Origin of the sequence: Streptomyces arenae, from assembly GCF_022343545.1 — a bacterium.
GTDB classification, from domain to species: Bacteria; Actinomycetota; Actinomycetes; order Streptomycetales; family Streptomycetaceae; genus Streptomyces; species Streptomyces humi.
The window spans coordinates 12,926-38,172 of record NZ_JAKQYH010000096.1 but is presented as its reverse complement, the minus strand read 5'-3'; the positions used below and the strand labels follow the sequence as shown (position 1 = coordinate 38,172).

17 protein-coding genes, 3 tRNA genes and 1 pseudogene are annotated in these 25,247 nt (G+C 72.0%); 10 read left to right on the top strand and 11 right to left on the bottom strand.

Annotated elements, in window-relative coordinates:
- Window positions 1-125: 125 nt before the first annotated feature.
- Window positions 126-2,033 carry a DNA primase gene (gene dnaG / locus MB828_RS45065; protein WP_301653225.1) on the top strand — a complete coding sequence of 636 codons (1,908 nt, stop codon included), beginning with the start codon at window positions 126-128 and terminating at the stop codon, window positions 2,031-2,033.
- A gap of 104 nt (window positions 2,034-2,137) precedes the next feature.
- Window positions 2,138-3,478: an RNA polymerase sigma factor gene (locus tag MB828_RS45060; protein ID WP_301653224.1), complete on the top strand. Its 1,341-nt coding sequence runs from the start codon at window positions 2,138-2,140 to the stop codon at window positions 3,476-3,478.
- A 226-nt stretch (window positions 3,479-3,704) separates the two neighbouring features.
- On the opposite strand, the gene MB828_RS45055 is transcribed toward MB828_RS45060, so the two are convergent.
- The 4 genes from MB828_RS45055 to MB828_RS45040 form a co-directional block, all read right to left on the bottom strand.
- A complete protein-coding gene (locus MB828_RS45055) occupies window positions 3,705-5,633 on the bottom strand; it encodes an ABC transporter ATP-binding protein (RefSeq protein WP_301653223.1) in 1,929 nt (642 codons plus the stop codon).
- Window positions 5,633-7,366 carry an ABC transporter ATP-binding protein gene (locus tag MB828_RS45050; protein ID WP_133022044.1) on the bottom strand — a complete coding sequence of 578 codons (1,734 nt, stop codon included), beginning with the start codon at window positions 7,364-7,366 and terminating at the stop codon, window positions 5,633-5,635. The genes MB828_RS45055 and MB828_RS45050 overlap by 1 nt, the downstream gene beginning before the upstream one ends.
- A gap of 144 nt (window positions 7,367-7,510) precedes the next feature.
- Window positions 7,511-8,968, bottom strand: a complete 1,458-nt coding sequence (locus tag MB828_RS45045) for an FGGY family carbohydrate kinase (RefSeq protein WP_133022045.1) — start codon at window positions 8,966-8,968, stop codon at window positions 7,511-7,513.
- 173 nt (window positions 8,969-9,141) lie between these two features.
- Window positions 9,142-9,444, bottom strand: coding sequence for a YtxH domain-containing protein (locus MB828_RS45040; RefSeq protein ID WP_133022046.1), 303 nt, complete (start codon window positions 9,442-9,444; stop codon window positions 9,142-9,144).
- Between the two features lie 132 nt (window positions 9,445-9,576).
- On the opposite strand from MB828_RS45040, the gene MB828_RS45035 reads away from it, so the two are divergent.
- The 3 genes from MB828_RS45035 (at window position 9,577) to MB828_RS45025 (ending at window position 9,982) form a co-directional block, all read left to right on the top strand.
- Window positions 9,577-9,649: transfer RNA gene (locus tag MB828_RS45035), tRNA-Asn, on the top strand.
- Between the two features lie 5 nt (window positions 9,650-9,654).
- Window positions 9,655-9,727, top strand: a tRNA-Asn gene (locus MB828_RS45030).
- A gap of 178 nt (window positions 9,728-9,905) precedes the next feature.
- Window positions 9,906-9,982 (top strand) — tRNA-Ile (locus MB828_RS45025).
- Window positions 9,983-10,315: 333 nt separating this feature from the next.
- Here the strand turns inward: MB828_RS45025 and MB828_RS45020 are convergent.
- Window positions 10,316-11,245 (bottom strand): ADP-ribosylglycohydrolase family protein, encoded by a 930-nt coding sequence (locus tag MB828_RS45020; protein ID WP_301653222.1) that lies wholly within the window; start codon window positions 11,243-11,245, stop codon window positions 10,316-10,318.
- A gap of 739 nt (window positions 11,246-11,984) precedes the next feature.
- Here MB828_RS45020 and MB828_RS45015 point away from each other — a divergent pair.
- Window positions 11,985-12,362, top strand: a complete 378-nt coding sequence (locus MB828_RS45015) for a type II toxin-antitoxin system RelE/ParE family toxin (RefSeq protein ID WP_301653221.1) — start codon at window positions 11,985-11,987, stop codon at window positions 12,360-12,362.
- Window positions 12,359-12,697, top strand: coding sequence for an XRE family transcriptional regulator (locus MB828_RS45010; protein WP_301653220.1), 339 nt, complete (start codon window positions 12,359-12,361; stop codon window positions 12,695-12,697). Before MB828_RS45015 ends, MB828_RS45010 begins: the two co-directional genes overlap by 4 nt.
- Before the next feature lie 103 nt (window positions 12,698-12,800).
- Here the strand turns inward: MB828_RS45010 and MB828_RS45005 are convergent.
- From MB828_RS45005 to MB828_RS44990, 4 genes and pseudogenes are all read right to left on the bottom strand, one after another.
- Window positions 12,801-12,971: pseudogene (locus MB828_RS45005) on the bottom strand (NF041680 family putative transposase); the annotation flags it as partial.
- Window positions 12,972-13,061: 90 nt separating this feature from the next.
- The gene (locus MB828_RS45000) at window positions 13,062-14,159 is read right to left on the bottom strand and encodes an AI-2E family transporter (RefSeq protein WP_301653219.1); all 1,098 of its coding nucleotides are present in this window, start codon (window positions 14,157-14,159) and stop codon (window positions 13,062-13,064) included.
- A gap of 86 nt (window positions 14,160-14,245) precedes the next feature.
- Window positions 14,246-15,079, bottom strand: coding sequence for an alpha/beta hydrolase (locus MB828_RS44995; protein WP_301653218.1), 834 nt, complete (start codon window positions 15,077-15,079; stop codon window positions 14,246-14,248).
- Between the two features lie 39 nt (window positions 15,080-15,118).
- Window positions 15,119-18,049, bottom strand: coding sequence for a helix-turn-helix transcriptional regulator (locus MB828_RS44990; RefSeq protein WP_301653217.1), 2,931 nt, complete (start codon window positions 18,047-18,049; stop codon window positions 15,119-15,121).
- Between the two features lie 157 nt (window positions 18,050-18,206).
- On the opposite strand from MB828_RS44990, the gene MB828_RS44985 reads away from it, so the two are divergent.
- Window positions 18,207-18,635, top strand: a complete 429-nt coding sequence (locus tag MB828_RS44985) for an ester cyclase (protein WP_301653216.1) — start codon at window positions 18,207-18,209, stop codon at window positions 18,633-18,635.
- A 73-nt stretch (window positions 18,636-18,708) separates the two neighbouring features.
- On the opposite strand, the gene MB828_RS44980 is transcribed toward MB828_RS44985, so the two are convergent.
- Together MB828_RS44980 and MB828_RS44975 are read right to left on the bottom strand one after the other, a co-directional pair.
- Window positions 18,709-21,576, bottom strand: a complete 2,868-nt coding sequence (locus MB828_RS44980) for an AAA family ATPase (protein WP_301653215.1) — start codon at window positions 21,574-21,576, stop codon at window positions 18,709-18,711.
- Between the two features lie 50 nt (window positions 21,577-21,626).
- Complete coding sequence (locus tag MB828_RS44975) at window positions 21,627-22,601, bottom strand: helix-turn-helix domain-containing protein (RefSeq protein ID WP_301653214.1); 975 nt, start codon at window positions 22,599-22,601, stop codon at window positions 21,627-21,629.
- 196 nt (window positions 22,602-22,797) lie between these two features.
- Between MB828_RS44975 and MB828_RS44970 the strand changes: the two genes are divergently transcribed.
- Complete coding sequence (locus MB828_RS44970) at window positions 22,798-23,757, top strand: helix-turn-helix domain-containing protein (RefSeq protein ID WP_301653213.1); 960 nt, start codon at window positions 22,798-22,800, stop codon at window positions 23,755-23,757.
- 457 nt (window positions 23,758-24,214) lie between these two features.
- Window positions 24,215-25,177: a catalase gene (locus MB828_RS44965; protein ID WP_301653212.1), complete on the top strand. Its 963-nt coding sequence runs from the start codon at window positions 24,215-24,217 to the stop codon at window positions 25,175-25,177.
- The last annotated feature ends 70 nt before the right edge of the window (window positions 25,178-25,247 follow it).

Below are 25,247 nucleotides of genomic sequence, written 5' to 3'. Positions count from 1 at the left end.
CGGGCTGCCGCTGCCGGTGGGTGCGCGGGTGCGGGTCGTGCGTGGCCGGTCGCGCAGTTCCCCGCGCCCCTGAGGGGGCGCTCCGGATCGCCGGAGTTGTCACAGCACCCCCGTAGAATTCATCCGTGGCCGGACGGATCAATGACGAGGATGTGAAGGCGGTACGGGACGCGGTCCCGATCGACGCCGTCGTGTCCGAGTACCTCCAGCTGCGCAACGCGGGCGGCGGGAACCTGAAGGGCCTGTGCCCGTTCCACGACGAGAAGTCGCCGTCCTTCCAGGTCAGCCCGAGCAAGGGACTCTTCCACTGCTTCGGCTGCCAGGAGGGCGGCGACACCCTCACCTTCGTGATGAAGGTCGACCACCTCTCCTTCTCGGAGGCGGTCGAGCGGCTGGCCGCCCAGGCCGGCATCACCCTGCGCTACGAGGAGGGCGGGTACAACCCGGCCCACCAGCGCGGCGAGCGGATCCGGCTGGTCGAGGCGCACAAGATCGCCGCCGTCTGGTACGCGGAGCAGCTCGCCACCAGCCCCGAGGCCGAGACCGGCCGGGTCTTCCTCGCCGAGCGCGGCTTCGACCAGGCCGCGGCCGTGCACTTCGGCGTCGGCTACAGCCCCCAGGGCTGGGACCACCTCACCCGCTATCTGCGCGGACAGGGCTTCACCGACAAGGAACTCCTGCTGTCGGGGCTCTCGCAGGAGGGCCGGCGCGGTCCGATCGACCGGTTCCGCGGCCGTCTCATGTGGCCCATCCGGGACATCGGCGGCGAGGTCGTCGGCTTCGGCGCCCGCAAGCTCTACGAGAGCGACAACGGCCCCAAGTACCTCAACACGCCCGACACCGCGATCTACAAGAAGTCCCAGGTCCTGTACGGCATCGACCTCGCCAAACAGCAGATCGCCAAGTCCAGCCGGGCGGTCGTGGTCGAGGGCTACACGGACGTCATGGCCTGCCACCTGGCCGGGGTGACCACCGCCATCGCCACCTGCGGCACGGCCTTCGGCAGCGACCACATCAAGATCCTGCGCCGGCTCCTGATGGACAACGGCAGCGCCCGGGTGATCTTCACCTTCGACGGCGACGCGGCCGGCCAGAAGGCGGCCCTGCGCGCCTTCGAGGACGACCAGAAGTTCGCCGCCGAGACGTACATCGCGATCGCCCCCGACGGCATGGATCCCTGCGAGCTGCGGCTCGCCAAGGGCGACGAGGCGGTGGCCGACCTGGCCGAACCCCGCACCCCGCTCTTCGAGTTCGCGCTCCGGCAGGTGGTGAACCGGTACGACCTGGACACCCCGGCCGGGCGCGCCGCCGCCCTCGACGAGGCCGCCCCGATCGTCGCCCGGATCAAGAACAGCGGCGCCCAGCACGAGGTCGCCGTCGAACTGGCCGGCATGCTCGGCATCCTCGACACCCAGTTCGTGGTCAAGCGGGTGGCCCAGCTCGCCCGTTGGGCCCGGGAGAAGGGCGGCCGCGGCGGCCCCGGCCCCGCCCGCGGCCCGCAGCAGGCGCCGTACGACACCGCCGCGCGCCCCGCCGCCCCCGGCCCCGCCCTCAACCTCCGCAACGCCGTCTACGCCACCGAGCGCGAGCTGCTGAAACTCGCCCTGCAGCGGCCGGAGCTGGTCTCCCCGGCGTTCGACGCGTACGGCGTCGACGAGTTCACCGCGGCCCCCTACGCGGCCGTACGCCAGGCCATCATGGAGGCGGGCGGCGCCGAACAGGGCGTCCACGACCCCCAGGAGTACCTGGTGCGGGTGCGGGAGACCGCCCCCGACGACACCGTGCGTGCCATGGTCACCGAACTCGCCGTCGAGGCGATCATGCGCCGCACCGTCGACGAGAACTACGCCGGCGAACAACTCGTGACCGTCCGCCGCCGGGCCGTCGACCGCCGTATCCACGAGATCCAGATCACCCTCACCCGCCTCGGCAGCGGCGGTGACCCGGCTCAACTCGCCGCCGTGCAGAACGAGTTGTGGGTGCTCCAGCAGTACGGACAGGCGTTGCGCGAGCGCGGCCCCGCCGCCCTCTGAGGCGAGGCCTCCCGGCGGGATAACCGCGCGGTCACGGACCGGACGCAAAAAGTCACCGCACGCCCCTCGTGGCGGCGATGTGTCTTACCCCACACTGGGGTGCGGTGCCTGAGTCCTCGGAGCGCGGCCGGCCCGTCCCGGACGGGTCCCACACCCCCGCCGTTCCCCTCGTCGCTCACGGGACGGACAGCGGCGAGGCCGTCGTCTCCGCCCCCGAAGTACCGCTGCCGCACCCCCTGGCAGCGATCATCCTGGAGGTCGCCCCCGTGCAGACCCAGACCCTGACCCAGACGGACAGCAGCACGCTCACGGACGGACCGGAAGCCGATACCGACGTCTACGCCGGCGTTCCGCCGCAGAGCCGGGTCGCGCTCCACCCGGAGACGGAGACGGAGACGGAGACGGAGACGGAGCCCGGTCCCTCCGCCGAGCCGGAGGGACCGCCCCCGGAGGAGCTCACGGCCGACGCCGGCGAGGCGGACGCCGAGCCCGAACCCGCGGAACCGCCCCCCGCCGCCCGCGCCGACACCGGCGGCCCCTCCTCCGACCTGTTCCGCCAGTACCTGCGGGAGATCGGCCGGATCCCGCTGCTCACCGCCGCCGAGGAGGTCGAACTCGCCCGGCGTGTCGAGGCCGGTCTGTTCGCCGAGGAGCGGCTGAGCGGCGCCCCGGACCTGGACAGTGAGCTGGCGCTGGACCTCGACCGGCTGGTGGTGATGGGCCGGATGGCCAAGCGCCGCCTCATCGAGGCGAACCTGCGGCTCGTCGTGTCGGTGGCCAAGCGGTACGTCGGCCGTGGCCTCACCATGCTGGACCTGGTCCAGGAGGGGAACCTCGGCCTGATCCGCGCCGTCGAGAAGTTCGACTACGCCCGCGGCTACAAGTTCTCGACCTACGCGACCTGGTGGATCCGCCAGGCCATGTCCCGCGCGCTGGCCGACCAGGCCCGGACGATACGCGTCCCGGTGCACGTGGTGGAACTGATCAACCGGGTGGTGCGGGTGCAGCGCCGGATGCTCCAGGAGCGGGGGTACGAGCCGACGCCCGAGGAGGTCGCCGCGCATCTGGAGCTGGCGCCGGAGCGGGTGGGGGAGGTGCTGCGGCTGGCGCAGGAGCCGGTGTCCCTGCACGCGCCGGTCGGCGAGGAGGACGACGTCGCCCTCGGGGACCTCATCGAGGACGGCGACGCGGCGAGTCCGGTGGAGTCGGCGGCGTTCCTGCTGCTGCGGGAGCACCTGGAGGCGGTGCTGTCGACGCTGGGGGAGCGGGAGCGGAAGGTCGTCCAGCTGCGGTACGGGCTGGCCGACGGGCGTCCCCGGACGCTGGAGGAGATCGGGCGGATCTTCGGGGTGACGCGGGAGCGGATCCGGCAGATCGAGTCGAAGACGCTCAACAAGCTGCGGGACCATGCCTTCGCGGACCAGCTGAGGGGTTATCTGGACTGACGCCGGGTGCGGGTGCGTGGGGGCTGATCGCGCAGTTCCTCGCGCCCCTTACGGGGCGCTCCAGCCGCCGTGCCTTTTAAGCTCACCCAGCTGCGGGCAGTCGTGCCTCCCCCAGTGCCTTAAGGGCCTGGGAGGTGCCCCCGGGCGGCACGGGTGGGCGCGGCGGCACCCCGCAGGCGCGGGCGAGTGAAATCCTCCGCCCGCGCCCACAGGGACTCGCACCCGCTCAGTCGACCTCTGCCACGGCCTGCGCGAACTGCGCCTTGTACAGGCGGGCGTACGCGCCGTCCGCCGCCAGCAGGTCCGTGTGGGCGCCCTGTTCGACGATGGAACCGTTCTCCATCACCAGGATCGTGTCCGCGTCCCGGATCGTCGACAACCGGTGGGCGATCACGAACGACGTCCGCCCGTGCGCCAGTTTGGCCATCGCCTTCTGGATCAGGACCTCGGTACGGGTGTCGACCGACGACGTCGCCTCGTCGAGGACCAGGATCGTCGGGTCGGACAGGAACGCCCGCGCGATGGTGATCAGCTGCTTCTCACCGGCGCTGACCCCCGTGCCCTCGTCGTCGATGACGGTGTCGTAGCCGTCGGGGAGGGTGCGCACGAACCGGTCCGCGTGGGCCGCCCGTGCCGCCTCCTCGATCTCGCCCCGGGTGACCTCGCGGGACGCGCCGTACGCGATGTTCTCCGCGATGGTGCCGCCGAACAGCCAGGTGTCCTGGAGCACCATGCCGATGCCGGCCCGGAGTTCGTCCCGGGACATGCGGGTGACGTCGACGCCGTCGAGGGTGATCCGGCCGCCCGAGACGTCGTAGAACCGCATGAGCAGGTTCACCAGTGTGGTCTTGCCGGCGCCGGTCGGGCCGACGATGGCGACCGTGTGCCCGGGTTCGACCGTCAGGGACAGGTCCTCGATGAGCGGCTTCTCGGGGTCGTAGCGGAAGGAGACGTGCTCCAGCGCGACCCGCCCGCGCAGCTCCGCGGGACGCTCGCCCGGCACCGGGTCGGCCCCCTGCTCCTCCGCGTCGAGGAGTTCGAAGATCCGCTCCGCCGACGCGACACCGGACTGCACCAGGTTGGCCATGGAGGCGACCTGGGTCAGCGGCATCGAAAACTGCCGGGAGTACTGGATGAACGCCTGGACGTCACCGATGGACAGCGCGCCCGACGCGACCCGCAGGCCGCCGACGACCGCCACCAGCACGTAGTTCAGGTTCGACACGAACATCATCAGCGGCTGCATCACACCGCTGTTGAACTGCGCCTTGAACCCGGCCTCGTACAGCGCGTCGTTCTGCTCGGCGAACTGCTGGGCGGACTCGTCCTGCCGGCCGAAGACCTTCACCAGGGTGTGCCCGGTGTACATCTCCTCGACGTGCGCGTTCAGCTTGCCGGTGGAGCGCCACTGCTGCACGAAGTGCGGCTGGGAGCGCTTGCCGATGCGGGTGGCGACCAGGAAGGACAGCGGCACGGTCGCCAGCGCGACCAGGGCCAGCAGCCAGGACACCCAGAACATCACGGCGAGCACGCCGACGATGGTCAGCACCGAGTTGATGAGCTGGCCCATCGACTGCTGGAGCGTCTGGCCGATGTTGTCGATGTCGTTGGTCGCGCGGGAGAGCACCTCGCCGCGCTGCCGCTTGTCGAAGTAGGACAGCGGGAGCCGGGACAGCTTGCCCTGGACGTCCTCGCGCAGCCGGTACATCGTGCGGTTCACGGACCGGTTGACGAGGCGGGTCGCCACCGCCATCAGCAGGCCGGCGACCAGGTACGTACAGAGCGCGATGAGCAGGACGTCGCCGACCTGGCCGAAGTCGATGCCCTTGCCCGGGGTGAAGTCGGTGCTCTTCAGCATGTCGGCGACGGTGCCCTGGCCGCGCTCGCGCATGCCCGCCAGCACCTGGTCCTTGGTGGCGCCGGCGGGCATCTGCTTGCCGATGACACCGGCGAAGACCAGGTCGGTGGCCCTGCCGAGGATCTTGGGGCCGATCACGTTGAGGGCGACGCTCGCGACCACGCAGACCAGCAGCAGGTAGATCGTGACGCGTTCGGGTCGGAACCGGGCGACCAGCCGTTTGCCCGAGTTCTTGAAGTCCATCGAGCGCTGGTCGGGGCCGCCCCCGCCCATCATGCGTCCCATGGGCCCGGCCATCAGGCAGCCTCCGCTTCCGTCAGCTGGGAGAGCACGATCTCCCGGTAGGTCTCGTTGTCGGCCATGAGTTCACGGTGGCGGCCGGTGCCGACGACCCGTCCCTCGTCGAGGACGACGATCCGGTCGGCGTCCCTGATGGTCGCCACCCGCTGGGCGACGATGACGACGGTCGCCTCGGCGGTCTCGCGGCCGAGCGCGGCGCGCAGGGCCGCGTCGGTCGCGTAGTCGAGGGCGGAGAAGGAGTCGTCGAAGAGGTAGATCTCCGGGCGCTGTACGAGCGTCCGGGCGATGGCGAGCCGCTGCCGCTGACCGCCGGAGACGTTCGTACCGCCCTGCGCGATGGGGGCGTTCAGCCCGCCCTCCAGCTTCTCGACGAAGCCCTTGGCCTGCGCCACCTCCAGCGCGTGCCACAGCTCCTCGTCGGTGGCGTCCGGGTTGCCGTAGCGCAGGTTGGTGGCCACGGTGCCCGCGAACAGGTACGGCTTCTGCGGGACCAGGCCGACCGTCCTCGCGAGCAGCTTCGGGTCGAGTTCCGACACGCTCTCCCCGTCCACGAGGACCTGTCCGTCGGTGGCGTCGAAGAGCCGGGAGACCAGGCCGAGCAGGGTGGACTTGCCGCTGCCGGTGGAGCCGATCACGGCGGTCACCTCGCCGGGCCGGGCGACCAGGTCGACGGCCTTGAGGACCGGCTCCTCGGCACCCGGATAGCAGAAGCCGGCGCCCCGGATCTCCAGGTGGCCGTGCCGGCGCAGTTCGGTGACCGGGGCGAGCGGCGGGACGACGCTGGACTCGGTGTCCAGGACCTCCTCGATGCGCTCGGCGCAGACCTCCGCGCGCGGCACCATCATGAACATGAAGGTGGCCATCATCACGGACATCACGATCTGCATCAGGTAGGCGAGGAACGCGGTCAGGTCACCGATCGCCATCCCGCCGCTGTCGATGCGGTGGGCGCCGAACCAGACCACGGCGATCGACGACACGTTCACCGTCGTCATGACGATCGGGAACATCAGCGCGAGCATGTTGCCGGTGGCCAGCTGCATCTCGGTCAGGTCCTTGTTGGCCTTCCCGAACCGGCCCTGCTCGTACTCGTCGCGGACGAACGCGCGGATCACCCGGTTGCCGGTGATCTGCTCGCGCAGCACCCGGTTCACCGTGTCGAGCCGCACCTGCATCGCCCGGAACAGCGGCCGCAGCCGGCGCACGATCAGGGTCACGGAGATGCCCAGCACGGGTACGACCGCCACCAGTACCCCGGACAGCGGGACGTCCAGGCCGAGGGCGAGCACGATGCCGCCGACGCACATGATGGGCGCCGACACCATCAGCGTGAACGTCATCAGGACCAGCATCTGGACCTGCTGTACGTCGTTCGTCGTACGGGTGATGAGTGAGGGCGCCCCGAAGTGACCCACCTCACGAGAGGAGAAGGACTGCACCCGGTCGAAGACGGCGGCGCGCACGTCCCGGCCGAGCGCCGACGCGGTTTTGGCGCCGTAGTAGACGGCACCGATGTTGCACACCACCTGGGCCAGCGAGATACCGATCATCAGCGCGCCGAAGGACAGGATGTAATCCGTGTCACCCTTCACCACGCCGTTGTCGATGATGTGCGCGTTGAGCGTGGGCAGGTAGAGAGTGGCGCAGGTCTGCAGGAACTGCAGCAGCACCAGGATGGAGATGGGTTTCTTGTAGGGCCTGAGATAGGTCCGCAGAAGTCGTATGAGCACGCTACGTCTCTCGGAGTCGGCGGTGGAGGCGGGGTCGCGCTTGCCCGAACGTGCGGGATCGCTTGCCCTAGGCCCCTATCGTCCGACACTCCACCCGCGTTACCTCAACCGATTAACCCGAGAGCGTAGGTCTGTTCTGCCGGTTTACGCCCGGAACGCCCCCGGATGCGTCTGCTCCCGCACCGACACGTACTGCTGCCGCACCGCCTGCCCGACCGCGAGTTCGTCACCCGGCTCCAGCACCTGGGCCGCCGCGCCCTGCCACACCGGCGGGGTCCGCGGATCCAGCGTGCCCTGCGACACGCCGAGCGCCCAGGCGGCCTGCCGGGCCGCCCCGATCGCCGCGTAGTCCGCCGGCTGCGGTACGACGACCTGCGCGCCGAACAGCATCGGCGCCGCCGCCTGCACGGCGGGCAGCTCGGCGGCCCCGCCGAGCAGGAAGACCCGCCGCACCTCCACCCCGCGGCCGCGCAGCACGTCCAGCGCGTCGGCGAGCCCGCACAGCATCCCCTCGAAGGAGGCCCGCGCCAGGTGCTCGGCCTTCATCGACTCCCGGCGCAGCCCGGCCAGCGTCCCGGCGGTGTGCGGCAGGTTCGGCGTCCGCTCGCCCTCCAGGTACGGCAGCATGACCAGCCCGTGCGACCCCGGCGTCGACTTCATCGCCAGGTCGGACAGGCTCTCCAGGTCGGGCAGCCCGAGCAGTTCGGCGGTGCCGCGCAGGGTCCGCACGGCGTTGAGGGTGGTCACGACCGGCAGGTGCATGCCGGTGGCGTCGGCGAGCGACGTGATCATCCCGGAGGTGTCGGCGAGCGACTCCGGATGCACGGCCATGACCGACCCCGAGGCCCCGAGCGACACGACGGCGTCTCCGAACCCGAGCCCGAGTCCGAACGCGGCGGCCATGGTCTCGCCGGTCCCCGCGGAGATCAGCAGCCCCTCCGGGGTCGTACCGGCCGCGTCGGAGGGACCGATCACCTCGGGCAGCATGGCCTGGTGACCGAGGGCGAGTTCGACGAGGTCGGGCCGGTAGCCGCCGGTGGCCGCCGACCAGTACCCGGTCCCGGACGCACCCCCGCGATCGGTGGTCCTGCGCACCGGCCGCCCCAGCAACTGCCAGACCAGCCAGTCGTGCGCCTGGAGCAGTACGGCGGTACGCCGGGCGTTCTCCGGCTCGGTCCTGGCCAGCCAGCGCAGCTTGGTCACCGGCTGCGCCGCCTGCGGCACACAGCCCACCGCCTGCGCCCAGGCCTCCCGGCCGCCGAGCGCGTCGATCAGGTCGGCCGCCGCGACCTGGGCGCGCTTGTCGCCGCCGACCATGGCGGGGCGGACGGTGTTGCCCTGGGCGTCGAGCGGGACGAGCGCGTTCTGCTGGGCCGACACGCCGATGGCCTGCACGCCCTCCAGGAGACCGCCGCCGGCCGCCTCCCCGAGGGAGAGCAGCCAGGCCTGCGGGTCGACGTCACTGGGGCGCCCGGCGCCGCCGTCCGGCGTGTCGAGCGGGTGCGGTGCGTATCCCTGGCGGAGCACCGCACCGGTGTCCGTGTCGCAGACCACGATGCGAGTGAAATCGGGTGAGCTGTCCAACCCGGCGACTATCCCCATGACCGAAATTCTGCCGCACACTCCGCCGTGGTTCGGCCGAGGACGCCGCAGGAGTTCGCGTGGTCCGGTGGGCGCGGCGCCGTCGTGGCTGGTCGCGCGGTTCCTCCCGCAGCCTTCGGCCGGGGCCCCGGCGCCCCTGGGCGGGACGGGTTGCCCGGCGTGAAGAGGTCACGTCACGTGTCGCTGGTGCCCCAGTCGTCCGATCCGTCGGGGTGGTTGCGCTCGCGCAGGGAGCGGACCCGGGCGGTCACCGAGTCGGGCATCCGGTCGCCGACCTTCTCGCTCACCGAGTGGATGGCCTTGCCGGCGTAGACGCGGCCCTGCTGGGCGGCGGTCTCGGCGGTGTTGCGGACGGCCGGGTTCTGGGCGACCTGACGGGCGGACTTCTTCAGCTGCTCGTAGCGCTCGCGTCCGGCACGCGTGCCGAGCACGTACCCCAGAGCGAGCCCGACGACGAACGTGAGCTTGTAGCGCATGACGGCGACCCTTCCGGTGTTGGGGAGTACCGATTGGCGGAGCACCCCCCTGCTTGCGCTAATGTATGTGTCGCAGCGAGCGCCCGCCCCCTGGCGAATACCCAGGTAGGTACGTTCGATGCAACGAGGCATTCCTCCGTAGCTCAATTGGCAGAGCAGCCGGCTGTTAACCGGCAGGTTACTGGTTCGAGTCCAGTCGGGGGAGCTCGGTCCTCCGTAGCTCAATTGGCAGAGCAGCCGGCTGTTAACCGGCAGGTTACTGGTTCGAGTCCAGTCGGGGGAGCATGCTGAACGAGGACCCCTGGTGGGGTCCTTTTTCATGTCCCCGGGAACCGCCGGGCCTGCGACGATGTCCTCAAGGTCAGGAACGTCGCAGATCGCCGACCAGCCGAAGCAGGAGATCGTATGAGCGGCTATGCTGCGGCAGACGGCGCGCACACATGTACGCGACACGCCGCTATGGGGCGGTAGCTCAGCCGGTTAGAGCAGCGGACTCATAATCCGTCGGCCGTGGGTTCGAGTCCCACCCGCCCCACCAGCGCAGGCCCTGAACTGCGGAAACGTTCAACTTGTCCTGTTGGATCGTCAACTTTGCCTGGACGGACTGAATCCGCTGCTCGTGGGTTTGGAGTCCGGCGGTGCTCGGGGGAGCCCCAGCCCGTCTGACCTGCGGCGGAGTAGACGAGTTCCGTTGTCGCTCGCCCTCCGGGCGACTGCTCTGAGAGTCGATGCCAAGACCCAGGGGCCGTACAGGGGCCGGGGCGGCGCAGCTGTGTCCGGGTCGATGGTGTCTCCAGGGCGATTCGTTGTGTCATTTGCAGGTTGCGTGGCACGGGCTGCTGTTCCCAGCGCGGCGGAGCAGGACCCCGGTTCAGCCTGCGAGGCGGTGTGCAAGATGGAGCAGATCTGCCAGGTGCAGCACCCGTCCGTCGAAGCCGGGGAGGGGGACATGGAGCAGCTGGGTCCAGTGAGCGGGGATTGCGCCCAGCCCGTAGTAGGCCCCCGCGAGGCCTCCAGTCACCGCGGCGACGGTGTCCGTGTCGCCGCCCAGGTCGATCGCCGCGCGTATCGCGTCTTCGAAGCTGGTGGTGGTGCGCAGGGCCCAGACGGCGGAGCCCAGGCAGGGCCAGACGGCACCGTTGAACTCGGTCGCCTGATCGGGGTGCCAGTCGGGCGCGAGGACGGTGGCGTAGCGGCCGCGGTGGTCGGGGTGGACATGAGCCAGGATGTCCGGGAGCGCGGTGAGGGGGTCGGTGTCCTCGAATGTGAGGCGGATGAGTTCGTGGAAGATCGCGGTGCCTTCCCAGGCCGCGCGGTCGCCGTGGGTGAGGGCAGCGACGCGGCGGGCCGAGTCCATGGTGGCTTCTTGGCCGGCGGGCGCGAAGTGGACTGCGGAGGTCGATGCCCGCATCAAGGAGCCGTTTCCCGCTGCTCGTTGGTTGACCTGGAAATGGATCGCGGCGGCGAGGTCCCAGGGCATGCCGTTGGTCAGGACGTCTTCGGTCTGCAGGCCGATGTCCTTGGGTTCTGATGCCGCCCACCGCTGGAAGCGGGCGAAGATGTCGGGAAGATCCAGTCCGCCCCGCTCCAGTAGCGACTCCGCGACCAGGACGGCCATCTGCGTGTCGTCAGTGGCCTCGCCGGGATCCCAGCCCCCGCCTCCGCACATCTCGCCACCGGCTCCAGGCGCGGGGAACCGCGCGGAGAAAGCTCCCTGGGGACCGAACTCGAAGGGGCCGCCCAGGGCGTCACCCACCGCTGAGCCGACGATCGCGCCGGCGGCCCGCTGAATCCGCTGCATTCGCGCAGGCTATCTGTGTCGCGCCTACGGCCGCGCGGCCCCATTTTTTCTTCGGCTCCTCGGATCATTGGCGGCGAACGCGTCTCGTCCACGGAGGTGCGTCGCCCGAGACACCTTGGGTCAGCGACACCCGTACAGGTCGCATAATCCCGTCAAACGCGGTGTGGCGACTGTGGATCCCGGTCCTGGGCGACGTCGAGTTCGGACATGCCGGCCCGAATCTGCCGATGCCGCATCCGTGTCGGCCTGGATGCGCCTCAGCGGACAATGTCGCTGCTCGAACCGGCGGTACTGCCGCACGCGATGACGGAACCGGTCGACTGAGCAACGCGGATCAGTGAGCCTAGGGTCTGTAGGACGAGCCGTACAGGCTCCGCCCAGGGGCGCGGCGAAATCATCGAGGGGGACCCGCCCGTCTCACGCTCGCCGTGGGCGCCGCCCTGCACGGCACCGTGGCGTTCGCGACGCAGGACACAGCCGATCCGAAGGCGGTACTCGACGGCATCGAGGGTCTGGTGCGTGCCTACTGCTGCATGGTCTCCAGCCGCGCTGACCTCTCGGAAGCCCTTCGCGCCATCCCGCCAAAACCACTTAGATCCCGAAGCAGGCGTTCTCGACCCGGCAAGTAGTGACATGCCCGCCGTCGAGGCAGCAGGTGACTGCGAGAAGTGCAGTCCTCCCATTATGACGTCAGTGGTGTATGCTGCCAGTGTAATAAATTGCAGATGGGGACGTGTGCATGGCTTGGAAGATCGTCGTGGTCGAGCCGGCTCTCTCGTGGCTTCACGAACTGCGCCGCACTGATCGCGACACCCTGATTCAGGTCAGCCAGGCTGTCACTGCCCTTCAGGAGGAAGGTCCCGCGCTGGGGCGGCCTCTGGTGGACACGATCAAGGGTTCGGTGCTGCCGAACCTCAAGGAACTCCGCCCCGGCTCGGCAGGGGCCACGGAAGTGCGGTTGCTGTTCGTATTCGACCCGGACCGCCAGGCCGTGATCCTCGTCGGCGGGGACAAAGCCGGGAACTGGTCCGGCTGGTACCGCGTTGCGGTGCCCCAGGCGGAGCAGGCCTACGCGGAGCATCTGAAGCGAATCGATGGAGAGGACGGGGCGCGATGACTGATCACCTCAAGGACCCGCAGGCCGTCTCCTGGGGAGACCTGGCAGAGGATTTCGCCTTCACTGATGCTGAGAAGGATCAGATTCAGAAGGGGGCGCAGGCGATGGTCCTGGCCTCCCGTGTGCACCGTCTTGCCGAGTTGCGGAAACGGCAGCACGCCACGCAGGCCCAGGTTGCCGAAGCCATGGGTGTCACCCAGGCCCGCGTCTCACGCATCGAGAAGGGGCAACTGGAGCGCAGCGAGGTCGACACCCTCGCTGCCTACGTCAAGGCGCTCGGCGGCAAGTTGAAGATCGTCGCTGACTTCGGTGATGAAACCTATGTTCTCGGCTGATCCGGTCGACGCGACCCAGGTCCATACGCAGTCCGGTGGACGAACCCGTCAGGGATTGTGCTCCACCCGGGACAGGGCACGGCGCGGTCGGTCGAGTGCCGGGTCGCGCCCCGACGGCCCATTCGACCAGGTCCTCGGCCACCCTGCGGACCTGGGCCACGGGAGCCTCGGCGACATCGTCGGCCGGCCGCAGCCGCGGAGCGTCCAGGATCCGGCACCAAGAGATCCGGCCCGATTCCAGCACGGCGACGTACGAGTAGAGCCAGGGCCACCCCTGGCTCCTGGTGGCGACGCGAGTCGTTGCGCGAGTGGGCACAGGGGACCGACGTCTTCCCCGCCGCCGCTGAACTGCGTCGGCGCCCCGTCACATCGGGCGGTCCTCGAGCGGGTTGCCCGTCGAATCCAGGGCGGGGGCGACCTTGTAGCGGGGCAGGTACGCCGTCGCGAGGGCTTGGAGGGTCGCGGTGGTGGGGATGGCGATGACGGCACCGACTGCGCCGAGCAGGGCCGCCCCGGCGAGTACGGAACCGAAGGCCACAGCGGGATGGACGTCGACCGTGCGGGCGGTGATACGCGGCTGCAGGGCGTAGTTCTCCACCTGCTGGTACGCCGTCGCGAAGACGATCACCCACAGGGCGTCCTTGGGCTCGACCGTCAGCGCCACCAGGGTCGGCAGGGCCGCGGCCACGTACGTTCCGACTGTGGGCACGAACTGCGAGACGACGCCCACCCATATCCCCAGGGCCACTGGGTACGGGATGCCGAGGACCAGGAAGGCCACCGCGTGGGCGAGTGTGGAGAACAGGGCGAGCAGGGCCCTTGAGTACATGTAGCCGCCGGTCTTGGCCAGGGCGACGGTCCAGGCCCGGTGCGCGGCCGGCTGCCGTTGCGGAGGGAGCAGCGACAGGGCGGCGCGGCGCAGGCGGGGGCCGTCGGCGGTGAAGTAGTACGCGAAGAGCGCGACGGTGAGCAGGTCGAAGACGCCGCCGACGACGGTGGTGGACAGGCCCCAGAGGTGGTCGGCGGCCTGCCGGGCGTACGTCTCGACGGTTCCCGTGTCGTCGGTCAGACGGTCCGCGGTGAGGGTCGTCCCGAAGGTGTCGTTGATCCGTTCGACCAAGGTGGTGAGCAGTGTCGGCAGCCGGCGCGAGACCTCGGCCGTCTGGTGGATCAGCAGGGTGAGTACGGCGGTGGCGAAACCGGCGAGCGAGGCCACGGTCACCGCGAACACGAGCAGGGTCGCGGCGGCCCGGCCCATCCCGCGGGCCTGGAGACGGGACACAGCCGGCTCCATCACCATCGACAGGAAGAAGGAGACCAGCAGCAGCACTCCGAGACCGACGAGCTGCCGGGCGGCCCAGACCGTCATCTCGAACACCGCCGTGAGGACGAGAGCGACGGCGATCGCTCTGGGCAGCCAGGCCGGCATCGGCGTCGGGGCCGGGTCGTTGGACTTGGACACGGTGGTGTGGCGTTCCTGTCTCTGGGGGCCGCGGGGCCGAGCCGCCGCTCACACCCTCCGGGGTGGTGGCGGCGGCCCGGATCTGTTCAGGCGAAGCGGCGGACGAACGTCAGGGCCGTTTCGGCGACTTCCTGCCAGCCGCTGTCGATGGTGAGGGCGTGGCCCCGGTTCGGTATCTCGGTGATCTCGGTGACGCCGGGGTTGTGCAACTGCTGTTTGTAGGAGGCGTTCGCGATGGCCCACGGGACGGTGTGGTCCTTCTCGCCGGAGATGATCAGCAGCGGGCCGCGGTCGGGGTTCTCGGTGTCGACCTTCGCCTCCGTCCAGGGGTTGAGGTTGGCGGTGGCGGCCTGGAAGATCGGCGCGCCGGGTGCCGGGACGGCGAACGTCTCGAAGAGTTCCTTCGCCTCCTCCTCGCTGACCGCGTTGGCGAAGGCGTAGCGGAACTGTTCGAAGGTGAGCGGGACCGCGCGGTGCCGGTTGGCCGGGTTGCTCAGTACCGGCGCGGACGAGCGGAGCGCGGAGACGGGCAGGGGCAGGACGCCGCGGAAGGGGGCCGGGTCGATGGCGACCGACGCGACGGAGAGGCCGCGGCCGGCGAGGATCTGGGTGAGCAGGCCGCCGAAGGAGTGGCCGATGACGGCCGGCTTGCGGTCGAGGCGGCCGATCAGGTCCGCCAGGTGGTCGGCGACCTGCCCGACGGTCTTGCCGGCGAACACCTCGGGGTGGCTGTTCGCCTCCGCCACGGTGTCCGGGTCGTCGGGCCAGGAGAGCGAGACGGCGGCGTAACCCGCCTGGTCGAAGTACTCCGCCCAGCGGTCCCAGCTGCTGGGCAGCAGCCACAGCCCGTGGACGAAGACCACGGGTGTCCTGCCGGAGTCGTTGGCGGCCTGTATCTGGTGTTCATCGTGTGCGGACATGGCGGCAGGCTAGGAAGCGCGGGACGCGGGTCGCGACCGTCAGATGACGGGTCCGTCGACGTATTCGACGTGTCCGTCGCCGTGAGCCGCCCGTGCCTGGGCCCCGAGGGCGTCGCGCAGCGCCGCGCGGGAGCGGATGCCCAGCTTGGGGAAGATGTTGTACAGGTGGGTGCTGACCGTGCGCGGGGAGATGTACAGCCGGGCGCCTATCTCCTTGTTGCTGAGCCCGGTGGCCGCCAGGTCGGCGATCTGGAGTTCCTGGCGCGTCAGCAGGCCTTCCGCGTCGAGCGGTTCCGGCTCCGCCGGCGGCGTCAGGGCGGCGAGCTCCGTAGCGGTCGCGGCGGCCCAGGGGACGGCGCCCAGCTCCTCCAGCGTGTGCAGTGCGGCCGTCAGGTGCTCGCGGGCGGCCTCCGGGTCGCGGCCGTGGGCGCGCAGCCAGCGGCCGAAGGCGAGCTGGACCCGGGCCCGGTCGAAGGGGGCGTGGACGTCGGCGACCGCCAGCGCCCGCCGGAATCCGGCCTCGGCCGTCTCCACCGGACCGGCGAGGGCCGCCGCCGCGTGCGTCAACAGCGCCAGCCGGGGCGAGAGTTCCCCGAGACAGGCGCTCCGCGCCATCGCGACGTGGACGCGTGCCTCGGCGGTCCTGCCCGTGTACACGGCCGCCTCCACCAGGTCGTACACGGACCAGATCGCGCGCGGGTTGAGCGGGGGGAGGGTTCCGGGTGGGCTGACCAGCGCGCAGTCGTGGTACGCCGTCTCGTAGTCCCCCCGCCCCAGGGCGAGCAGCGCGCGGGCCTGCCGGGCGGATACCTGGAGCAGACCCAGACGGCGCGGTTCGCTCCAGGCGAGGATGGTGCGGGTGAGCGTGCCGACGGTCTCGGCGTCGCCCCGGACGGCCGCCACCAGGGCGAGCTGGGAGGCGAGCCGGAATCCCGCGAGGCGGTGCCCCAGCTCCTCGGCCATCGCCAGGCCCTCCCGGGCCAGCGCCTCGGCCTCGGCGAAACGGCCGGCGAAGAAGGCCTCGTGACCGAGGAGGATGGTGCCGTAGGACCACTGCACGAAGGTGCCGCCCTCCCGGGAGCGCCGGGCGACCCGCATCCAGTGCTCGCGGTACTCGGAGGCCTCGTCGAAGTAGACGCTGAGCATGGAGAGCTGGGTGACCGGCCGGGGGCCCGCGTCGGGCGGGAGGGCGGCGAACGCCCGCCGGATCCGCCGCCGGACCTCCGGGGCCCGCTCCTGCGGGGCGTCGAAGGCCAGGCAGTAGAGCCGCACCTGGTCGGGGGCGTCCTGGCAGCGTTCCAGCACCTCCGGCCACAGATCGGTCCGCTGGGCGTAGAACGCCACCAGCGTGAGCAGGAACTGCAGTTCGCCGACGACCTCGCGGACCGCGGCGGGCGACGGCTGCCGCCCGGCACCACTCGTCTCGGCACCGCCTGTCCCGGCACCGCCTGTCCCGGCACCGCCCGTCTCGGCACCGTCCGTCCCGGTGGCGAGCAGTCCGTCGATCACACCGGTCAGCAGCCGGTGGGCGGCCGTCGCGTCCCCGTCCGTCTCCAGCAGCGCGTACACCCTGGCCAGGGTGGCGCGCGCGGTGTCCTGGGGCGAGGCCCGCTCCCCGTACCCGTCGTCGACGAGGACCGCGGTGACGTCGAGGGCGCCGGACTGGGCTGCGGCGTACGCCGCGTGCGCCAGCCGTCGGCTGCGCTCGGCCGGCTCCGGGCTGAGCTCCGCGGCCCGGCGCAGCGCGGTCACCGCGAGGGCGGCGCTGCCGCGCCCGAGGGCCGCGTGCCCCGCCTGCTCCAGATCGGCCGCGAGGTGCTCCTCGGGCCCCAGGGAGGCGGCGACCAGGTGCCCGATCCGGCGTTCCGGGTCCCGTTCCAGTGCTTCGGCCAGAGCGCGGTGCGCCGCCCGCCGTTGCCCCGGCCGGCAGGTGCGTACGACGGCCGAGCGGACCAGCGGATGTCGGAAGACCAGTCGGCCGGCCCGAGCGTCCACCCGCACCAGGCCCGCCTCCTCGGCGGCCGGGAGCGCGGCGTCGGCCGCTTCCATCCCGCCCGGATACGCCGCCCAGACCGTGCCCAGCCCGCCGGTCCCCTCCAGCGCGGCGACCAGCAGCAACTCCAAGGTGGCCGCGGGTAGTTCACGGAGCCGGGGGGCGAACAGGGCCTCCAGCCGGTCGTCCACGGGCAGGGACAGCGGCAGCGGGGCGGCACCGGCGAACTGCTCCCGGGTGAGCAGGGCGGGAAGCTCCAGCAGCGCCAAGGGATTGCCCGCGGCCTCCTGGAGCAGCCGTTCGGAGGCGGGCGGGGCCAGCCCGGGGTGGGCCGCCCGCAGCAGGGCGGCGGCGGACCGCTCGTCCAGTGTCTCGACCCGTCGGCGCAGCAGTCCGTGCCGATCGAGCGCGTGCGCATGGCCCGCCCGGGCCGCAACCAGCAGGTCCACCGGAAGTCCGGACAGTCGGCGCGCCACGAACTCCAGGACGTCGCCGCTCGCCCGGTCGAGCCACTGGACGTCGTCGATCACGACGAGGACCGGGCCGTCCTCCGCCGTGCGCCGCAGGACTTCGAGTACGGCGACGGAGGCCGCGAAACGCTCCGGCGGCGCCTGGGCCACCGAGCTGCCGAGGACCCCCTCCAGTACCGCACGCTGCCCCGGCGGCAGCCGGTCGAAGCCGTCACGCATGCCGAAGAGCAGCTGGTGCAGGCCGGAGTAGGCCAGCGTGACCTCGGACTCCACGCCGGCGAAGCGCAGCACCCGGAACCCCGAGGCCCGTGCGCCGCCCGCGGCGGCCTCCAGCAGCGCGGTCTTCCCCACGCCGGCCGGGCCCTCCAGCAGGACGGCCGTCCCCGCGCCCCCGTCCGCCAGCCGCCGGCGCAGCTCCGCGAAGAACTCCAGGTCCGCCGATCGCCCCAGGAGCCCGACGGCGTCCCCGCCGACGGGCCCGGGGCCGGACGAGTGCTCGATGGACATGCGGACTCCTCACCATGCTCAGTGGCCGCCGGGAAGGCGACGGCGGACAGACCGTCAGGTGACGTATGGCCCGACGCGGTCGCCGGGCCCTGGAATGGCTCCCGGTGCGCCGGTCCCGGTACACCGGAGCGGCTACGAAAGGCGGCAGGGCGCCGAGATGATCTCCAACCTGACCCGGATGCGGGCCATCGACGACGCGTGGAACGAACGCGACTGGGCTGCGTACGAAGCGCTCCTCGCCCCGGACCTGACGGCCTGGGCCGCCGGTGACGAAGACCCGCACGGACGGGCCGAACACGTCGTCCGGGCAAGGGAGTTCTGCACCCTCTTCCCGGAGAACCACGTGGTCACCCAGCCCTACGTGGCCGCGTTCGGACACGGTGACCAGACGTGCACCGTCGCCCGGTTGCGCGGACGCGTGACGCGGCCGGTACGGCTCCCCGACGGGACCGAGGCGGCGGCGACCGGCCGAGCCTTCGACGTCGCGTTCACCACGGTCTGCCGCTGGCGGGCCGGGGCGATCGTCGAGCAGTACGAGTTCATCGACCAGGAGTCCCTGCGGCGGGCCCTGGGTATCGGGTCGTGAACGGCGGGCGGTTATCGCCCATGGTGATCCCTTCGTCGGTGAAGCCGGAGCAAGCTGGAAGAGGCATGCGTCGTCACCGTAGGTCCCGGGCCGGGCCCGCCGAATCCTTGAGACCCGTAGTCCGCCCGTCCTGCGGCCCCCCGGCCCCGGACCCGGCCGCGTCGCGCGGATTGCCCCCGTCGCCCCCGTCGCCCCCGGCACCCCCATCCACGAGTGCCGCCAGCGCGTCCCGCAGTTGCCCTCGGGCCGTCACGCCCAGCTTCCGGAAGGTCTTGCGCAGGTGGTACTCGACGGTGCTGGGGCTGAGGAACAACTGCGCCGCGATGTCCCGGTTCGGCACGCCCGCGGCGGCCAGCCGGGCGATCCGCGCCTCCTGCGGAGTGAGATGGACGGCGGACTCCACCGGGCGGTGCCGCAACCGCGCGCCCGTGGCGGCCAGTTCGGTCCGGGCGCGCCGGACGTAGAACTCGGCGCCGACGGCCTCGAACAGGGCGAGAGCGGTCCGCAGACTGTCCCGTGCCTCGCGCCGCCTTCGCCGCCGGCGCAGCCACTCGCCGTAGACGAGGTGCGCGCGGGCCGTCTGCGGCCGGGCCGCGGACGACTCCAGGTGCTCGATCGCCTCCAGGTACAGCTTCTCAGCCTCGTCGTCGTCCGCGACCAGCGCCCGCGAGCGGGCCAGCAGGCCCAGGGCGACGGGGGTGCCGCTGGCGGTCGCGACGGTGTGCAGTCGGGTCAGGGCGGCCCGCGCGGTCTCCGGGTCCCCGGACCGCTGGGCCGCCTCGACCAGTTCCGGGAGGACGTTCGCGCTGGTCGGCCCAGGGGTGTCGGCGGCGAACACCCGCCGGCCGTGGGTCAGCGCGGCCGGGTAGTCGCCCAGCGCCACCTCCAACTGGCACAGGGCCAGGTGCGGGACGAGGGCGCCGTAGTGTTCCCGGCCCGCAGCCGTCGCCTCCCGGATGTGGGCCCCGGCCGCCTCCCGCGCGGCCTGCTCGGGGCCGGTCACGCAGTACAGCAACTCGACACCGCCGCCCGTACGACCCTGCTGCCGTGTCGTCAGATCGGACAGGTCGGCCGCGGCCCGGCCGAACTCCGCCGCCGCCGTGAAGTTGCCCCGCCACAGTTCGGGTATGGCCCGCAGCAGCAGCGCCAGCGACAGGGCGCCGTGCGCGCCCCGGGCCCGGGCCAGTTCGACCCAGCGCGAGGTGAGCGCCAGCAGGCCCTCCAGGTCCCACATCTCGCCGGCGAGCACACTGCCCAGGTTGAAACCGCGCAGCTCCTCGCTGCCGAGCAGGTTCCGCACGCAACGCCGGTAGAGGGGGTAGGCGGCCTCGGGACCGTCGAGCAGCCGGGTGGTCAGCGCGGCGCTGATCAGGTCGGTCGGAGAGGCGGAGTCCGGGGCGCCGGGTGTCAGTGCGCGTACGGCCCGCGCCACCGCAGTCATGTCGGCCTTGCCGGTCCAGGTGGCCGCCTCCAACGCCTGGAACAGCGTGTCCCGGGCGGCCCGTTCGTCGTCCGGCAGCAGCAGTTCCGCCGCCTCCAGCAGCAGCGGGACCGTCTCCCGTACCTGTCCCTGGGCGAACCGGATCGCGGCCAGCAGCCGCAGCCGTTCCGCCCGTCCGGACCCGGCCCCGGGCAGCGGAGCGACCCGCCGGAGCAGGGCCTCGGCGGCGACCGGGTTGCCGGTCTCCAGGGTCGCCCGCGCCGCCGCCAGCAGTCTGCCGGGCCGGCGCGCCTCGTCCGTGGTCAGCTCCACGGCCCGGCCCAGCAGGCGCGCCGAGGCGGCGTAGCCACCGCGGTCCACCGCCCGCCGCGCCGACCGTTCCAGATCGCGGGCGAGATCCTCGTCGGGATGGACCGCGGCGAGCGCCCGGTGCCACACCCGGCGGTCCGGGTCGTCCTCCTCGGCGGCCAGCGCCTCGTGAGCCAGCCGGCGCTCCTCGGCCGCCGCACCGTGGTACACCGCCGAGCGCAGCAGCGGATGTCGGAACCCGACCCCCTGCCCGAACACCAGGAACCCCCGCTCCTCGGCCGCCACGGCCGCCGCCCGGCCGGCACCCAGCCGGCCCGCGGCCCGCCACACGAGGTGGGCGTTGCCGGAGGTCTCGGCGGCGGCCACCAGCAGCAGGGTCCGGGTTGCGGCCGGGACCGCTGCCACCCGGCGCCGGAAGACCTCTTCGATACGGCGCCCCACCGGCAGGGGGTCCGGGAGCGCCGCCGCGCCCGTCAACTGCTCGGCCGACAGTTCCCGGGCCAGTTCCAGCAGGGCCAGCGGATTGCCGCGGGTGCCCGCGACCAGCCGCTCGGCGACCCGGTCGTCGATGTGCGCACCGCTGATCAGCTCTCTGGCGATGTCCGCCGGGAGCCCCTCCAGACGGAGCTCCGGCAGCCCGGCGAAGACCGGGTCGCCGTCGCCGTCGGGGTCGCGGATGCCGAACAGCAGGGCGATACGGTCGGCTCCGGCGCGGCGGGCGACGAAGGCGAGGGCGTCCGCGGACTCCCGGTCCAGCCACTGGGCGTCGTCCACGACGCATACGACGGTCTGCTCGGCCGCCGCCTCCGTCAGCAGACCCAGCGCGGCGAGGCCCACCAGGAAACGCTGCGGCGCGGGACCGGACTCCAGGCCGAACGCGGTGCTGATCGCCCGGCGCTGCGGCTCGGGCAGGGCGGGCAGACAGGCCATGAACGGCGACAGCAGCAGGTGCAGTCCGGCGTACTGCAGGTCGGACTCGGACTCGATCGCCGCGATGTGGCTCACCCGGGCGGAGCCGGCCACGGCCACCGCGGTCCGCAAGAGCGACGTCTTGCCGACCCCGGGCTCACCGCGTACCGCCAACACCCCACCGTCGCCGCCGTCCGCCCGCCCGACGACATCCCGCACAGCGGCCAGTTCGGCGGTACGGCCGAGGAACCGGGTGTCGGCCGGGAACAGTTCGTGATTCACGCCGTGAAACATGTCGGGAGACATGGGACTCCTTCCGCCTGCCCGGCCGTTCAGGCCCGGGTGCCGTCGGCCGGACGGCTCCGCGCGCGCCATTCGCCCGGCGGGATGCCGTAGGTCTCCTTGAACAGCCGCCCGAAGTGACTGGCGTCGGTGAAGCCGTGACCACGTGCCACGGAGGCGACCGTCTGCCGGAGCTTGTGCGGGTCGGCCAGGTCGGCTCGGCACGCCTCCAGCCGGCGGGCGCGGATCCACGCACCCAGTTCGATGTCCGAGCGGGCGAGGACGGCGTACAGGCGCCGGACGGAGATGCCGAACTCCCCGGCGATCCGCGCCGCGCTCAGCGCGGGATCGTCGATCCGGCGCTGTACCTGCTCCATGATCCGCAGCGCCAGCGTGTCCTCCAGCGGACCCCGGGCCAGGTCCGCCGCACCCAGCTGGGTGGCGATCACCGCCCGGACCAGTTCGACGGTCGACCGGTCCAGCTGTTGTACGGCGGGACTTTCCGGCAGCGCGCGCGAGTCGGCCAGCCGCGAGAGATGGGCCGCCGCCAGGGCGGCCACCGGGTTGGCCGGCCCGAGCCGGGTCGCCGTGATCCGCCCGAGCAACCGGTCGGGCAGGGCGAGACCGGCACGCGGCAGGCAGAAGTAGTGGTGGTGGGTACCGCTCGCGTTGACCGCGGTGAAGGGCCGCGCGCTGTCCACCAGGACCAGGTCGCCGGGGCGGACGACGGCCTCACGGCCGTTCTGTACGACCGTGGCGGTGCCCGATCGCTGCACGGCCAGGATGAGCCGCGTCTGTGAGCCGTCCCGGGCCTGCCGCGGGGTGCGCCGGATGGTCAGGGGAGTGGTCCGGGCGGAGAACTGGGTGAGCCCTCCGACCTGGCGGATCAGACCCCGCGCCGCGATGGCGCCGGCGCCGTGGTGGTCGACGTCCACCCACAGGACCGAGGGGCCGACGGCGGCGCGGAGCGCCTCGGCCCGGTCCACCGGGGCCAGGTCCCGCACGTCGAAGGTCACGGCCGTCATGATCGGTTCCTCTGGGCTGCTCGAACGGTCGACGCCGGCCGCGGCAGGCGCGGCCCGTCCCGAGAATAGGCGCCCGGCGCGGCACCGGAACCGGCGCTGCGTGCACGGCCGTCTGCGCACCGTGCACGCCGGCTCCCCGGCTGCGCACACGGGCCTGCCCGAGGGCCATCTCGGTCGGTTACGCTCCCCGGAACGCATGAAGACGCAGTGGAGCACCTCGACGTACACCGTCGACGACCGGGCCGAGGCGATACGGCAGACGATCCGGGACCGCGTCGTACCGGTGCACATCGCGCTGCCCGAACGGCCCGAGGACGTGCACTGCGAGGTGTCGATCACCGGCATCGGACGCGTCCAGCTCAGCACCGTGCGGGCCAGCCCGGCGACCGTCGAGCGGTCCCTGCGGCTGGCCGCGGCCGACTGGGAACCCTGCCTCTTTCTCAGCCTCCAGCGCGTCGGCACCAGCAGCGTCGTCCAGGACGGCAGAGCTGCCGCCATCCGGCCCGGCACCCTCGGCTTCTACGACACCCGCCGCCCGTACACCCTGCTCTTCGACGGCGGGGTGGACACGCACTTCTTCCGGATACCGGTGGCCGAACTGGGCCTGCCGGACGCCGTGCTCGGCGACGTCACCGCGCGCGTGCTCGGCGACGGCGACTCGGTCGCGGCACTCGGCGCCTCCTACCTCTCCCGGCTGGCGGCCGTCCCCGACCTGCACAGCGGCCCGGCGGCGGAGCACCTGGCCGCGACCACCCTGGAGATGGTCCGGGCCGTGATCGCCGACGCCTGTGACCTGGAGGTGGCGGCCCGCGCGGCCCGCGAGGAGACCCTCGGCCCGCGCATCCTGGAGTACCTGCGCCGCCATCTGACCGACCGTGACCTCACACCGGGCGCGGTGGCGAAGGCCCACCACATCTCCCTGCGCCACCTCTACGCGGTACTCGCCCGCGAGGGCGTCAGCCCCGGCGAGTGGATTCGCCGGCAGCGCCTCGAAGGGGCCCGCCGGGAGCTGGCCGCGCCCGGATCCCGTCGCGACACCATCGCCGCCGTGGCCCACCGCTGGGGCTTCACCGACGCCTCCCGGTTCGGCCGGTCCTTCAAGGAGGCGTACGGCATGACCCCACGCGAGTACCGGGACCGGCCGCACGCGGGCTGAAGGGGCGTCCGGCTGAAGGAGCGTCCGCCGCCGTTCGCGGTGCGAGTGCCGGACTTGCGGTACGTGCTCTGACGCGTCGCCGTCCCACCGCTCGCCGTGCGAGTGCCGGACCGGCCGCACGCGGGCTGAAGGGGCGTCCGGTTGAAGGGGCGTCCGCCTCCGTTCGCGGTGCGAGTGCCGGACTTGCGGTACGTGCTCTGACGCGTCGCCGTCCCACCGCTCGCCGTGCGAGTGCCGGACCGACCGCACCCGCCCCGACGCGTATCCGCCCCCGGGCCACCGCGCGAGGCGCTCTCCGACGCGTCCCATCCTCCCCGGTCCGCACCCCGCCCGCCTGGGTCATCCGACGATGCCGGGCCGCGGCGGAGCCGTCGCAGCTCATCGTCATTTGACGCATCCGGACGGCGGCCGTCGCGGCCCACGATGAGGGCGTTCCCAGCGACATCGGAAGGTACCCATGGCGCAACTCAGCCAGTACGACCACGCGGAAGCCCTGGTCGACGGAGCCCACGAAGTCTTCGGCTTCCATCCCGGATACCGTGCCCTGCACGCCGACGGCCGGATCTACCGCGGCGCCTTCCGCGCCCTGCCGGCCGCCCGCAACTACACCCGCGCCGCCCACCTCCAGGGCGACCTGATCCCGGCCTCGGTGCGCTTCTCCAAGGGCGGCGGCCGCCCGGACGCGCCGTTCGGCGCCACCGTCGGCATGGCCACCCGCTTCTACCTGCCCAACGGCCGCACCACCAACCTGGTGATGCTCAGCCAGCTCCTCTTCCCGGCCCGCCGCCCCGAGGACCTCCTCGAAGCCATCGCGCTGGCCGCGCCTGCGGAGCCCGGCGGCCCGCTGGACAAGGCGGCCCTGCGGCCCTTCCTGGCGAAACACCCCGAGGTCGCGGACGTCCTGCGGATGCGCGCCGCCTCGCTGGCCCCGATCAGCTTCGCGCACAGCGAGTTCCACGCCGTGCACGTCTTCCGCTACCTCGACGAGGACGACGTCCTCACCAACGTCCGCTGCCACTGGATCCCGCGGGCCGGGGTCGAGGGCCGGCCCGTCGAGGAGCTGGCGGCGATGGACCGCGAGGTCCTCCTGGACGAGTTCGACGAGCGCCTGGCGACCGGCCCGGTCGGCTTCGACCTGGTCCTGGAGATCGGCCAGGACGGCGACCCCCTCGACGACCCGACCGCCCTGTGGCCCGAGGACCGGGAGCGGGTCACCGTCGGCACCCTCCAGATCAGCGCACCCACGACGCCCGAAGAGCTCGGCGACCCCGTGATGAACCACGACCCGACCAAGGTCACCGACGGCATCGAGCTCAACGACGACCCCATCCTCCAGGCCCGTCGCGGGGTCTACGAGGTCTCCGCCGCGTACCGGACCGGCGGCTGGCACACCTGCCCGTTCGCCAAGCACTACGAGTGACACGCCCATGAAAAAAGTGACCCGGACCACCCACCTGTCACGACTGAGAACAGCCTTCGAGGAGAAGCAC

Bases quoted from the DNA above. Each gene is read 5' to 3' on its own strand.
- MB828_RS45055 (WP_301653223.1), bottom strand. From the start codon at position 5,633: ATGGCCGGGCCCATGGGACGCATGATGGGCGGGGGCGGCCCCGACCAG.
- MB828_RS45045 (WP_133022045.1), bottom strand. From the start codon at position 8,968: ATGGGGATAGTCGCCGGGTTGGACAGCTCACCCGATTTCACTCGCATC.
- MB828_RS45040 (WP_133022046.1), bottom strand. From the start codon at position 9,444: ATGCGCTACAAGCTCACGTTCGTCGTCGGGCTCGCTCTGGGGTACGTG.
- MB828_RS45020 (WP_301653222.1), bottom strand. From the start codon at position 11,245: ATGCAGCGGATTCAGCGGGCCGCCGGCGCGATCGTCGGCTCAGCGGTG.
- MB828_RS45015 (WP_301653221.1), top strand. From the start codon at position 11,985: ATGGCTTGGAAGATCGTCGTGGTCGAGCCGGCTCTCTCGTGGCTTCAC.
- MB828_RS45010 (WP_301653220.1), top strand. From the start codon at position 12,359: ATGACTGATCACCTCAAGGACCCGCAGGCCGTCTCCTGGGGAGACCTG.
- MB828_RS44995 (WP_301653218.1), bottom strand. From the start codon at position 15,079: ATGTCCGCACACGATGAACACCAGATACAGGCCGCCAACGACTCCGGC.
- MB828_RS44990 (WP_301653217.1), bottom strand. From the start codon at position 18,049: ATGTCCATCGAGCACTCGTCCGGCCCCGGGCCCGTCGGCGGGGACGCC.
- MB828_RS44985 (WP_301653216.1), top strand. From the start codon at position 18,207: ATGATCTCCAACCTGACCCGGATGCGGGCCATCGACGACGCGTGGAAC.
- MB828_RS44975 (WP_301653214.1), bottom strand. From the start codon at position 22,601: ATGACGGCCGTGACCTTCGACGTGCGGGACCTGGCCCCGGTGGACCGG.
- MB828_RS44970 (WP_301653213.1), top strand. From the start codon at position 22,798: ATGAAGACGCAGTGGAGCACCTCGACGTACACCGTCGACGACCGGGCC.
- MB828_RS44965 (WP_301653212.1), top strand. From the start codon at position 24,215: ATGGCGCAACTCAGCCAGTACGACCACGCGGAAGCCCTGGTCGACGGA.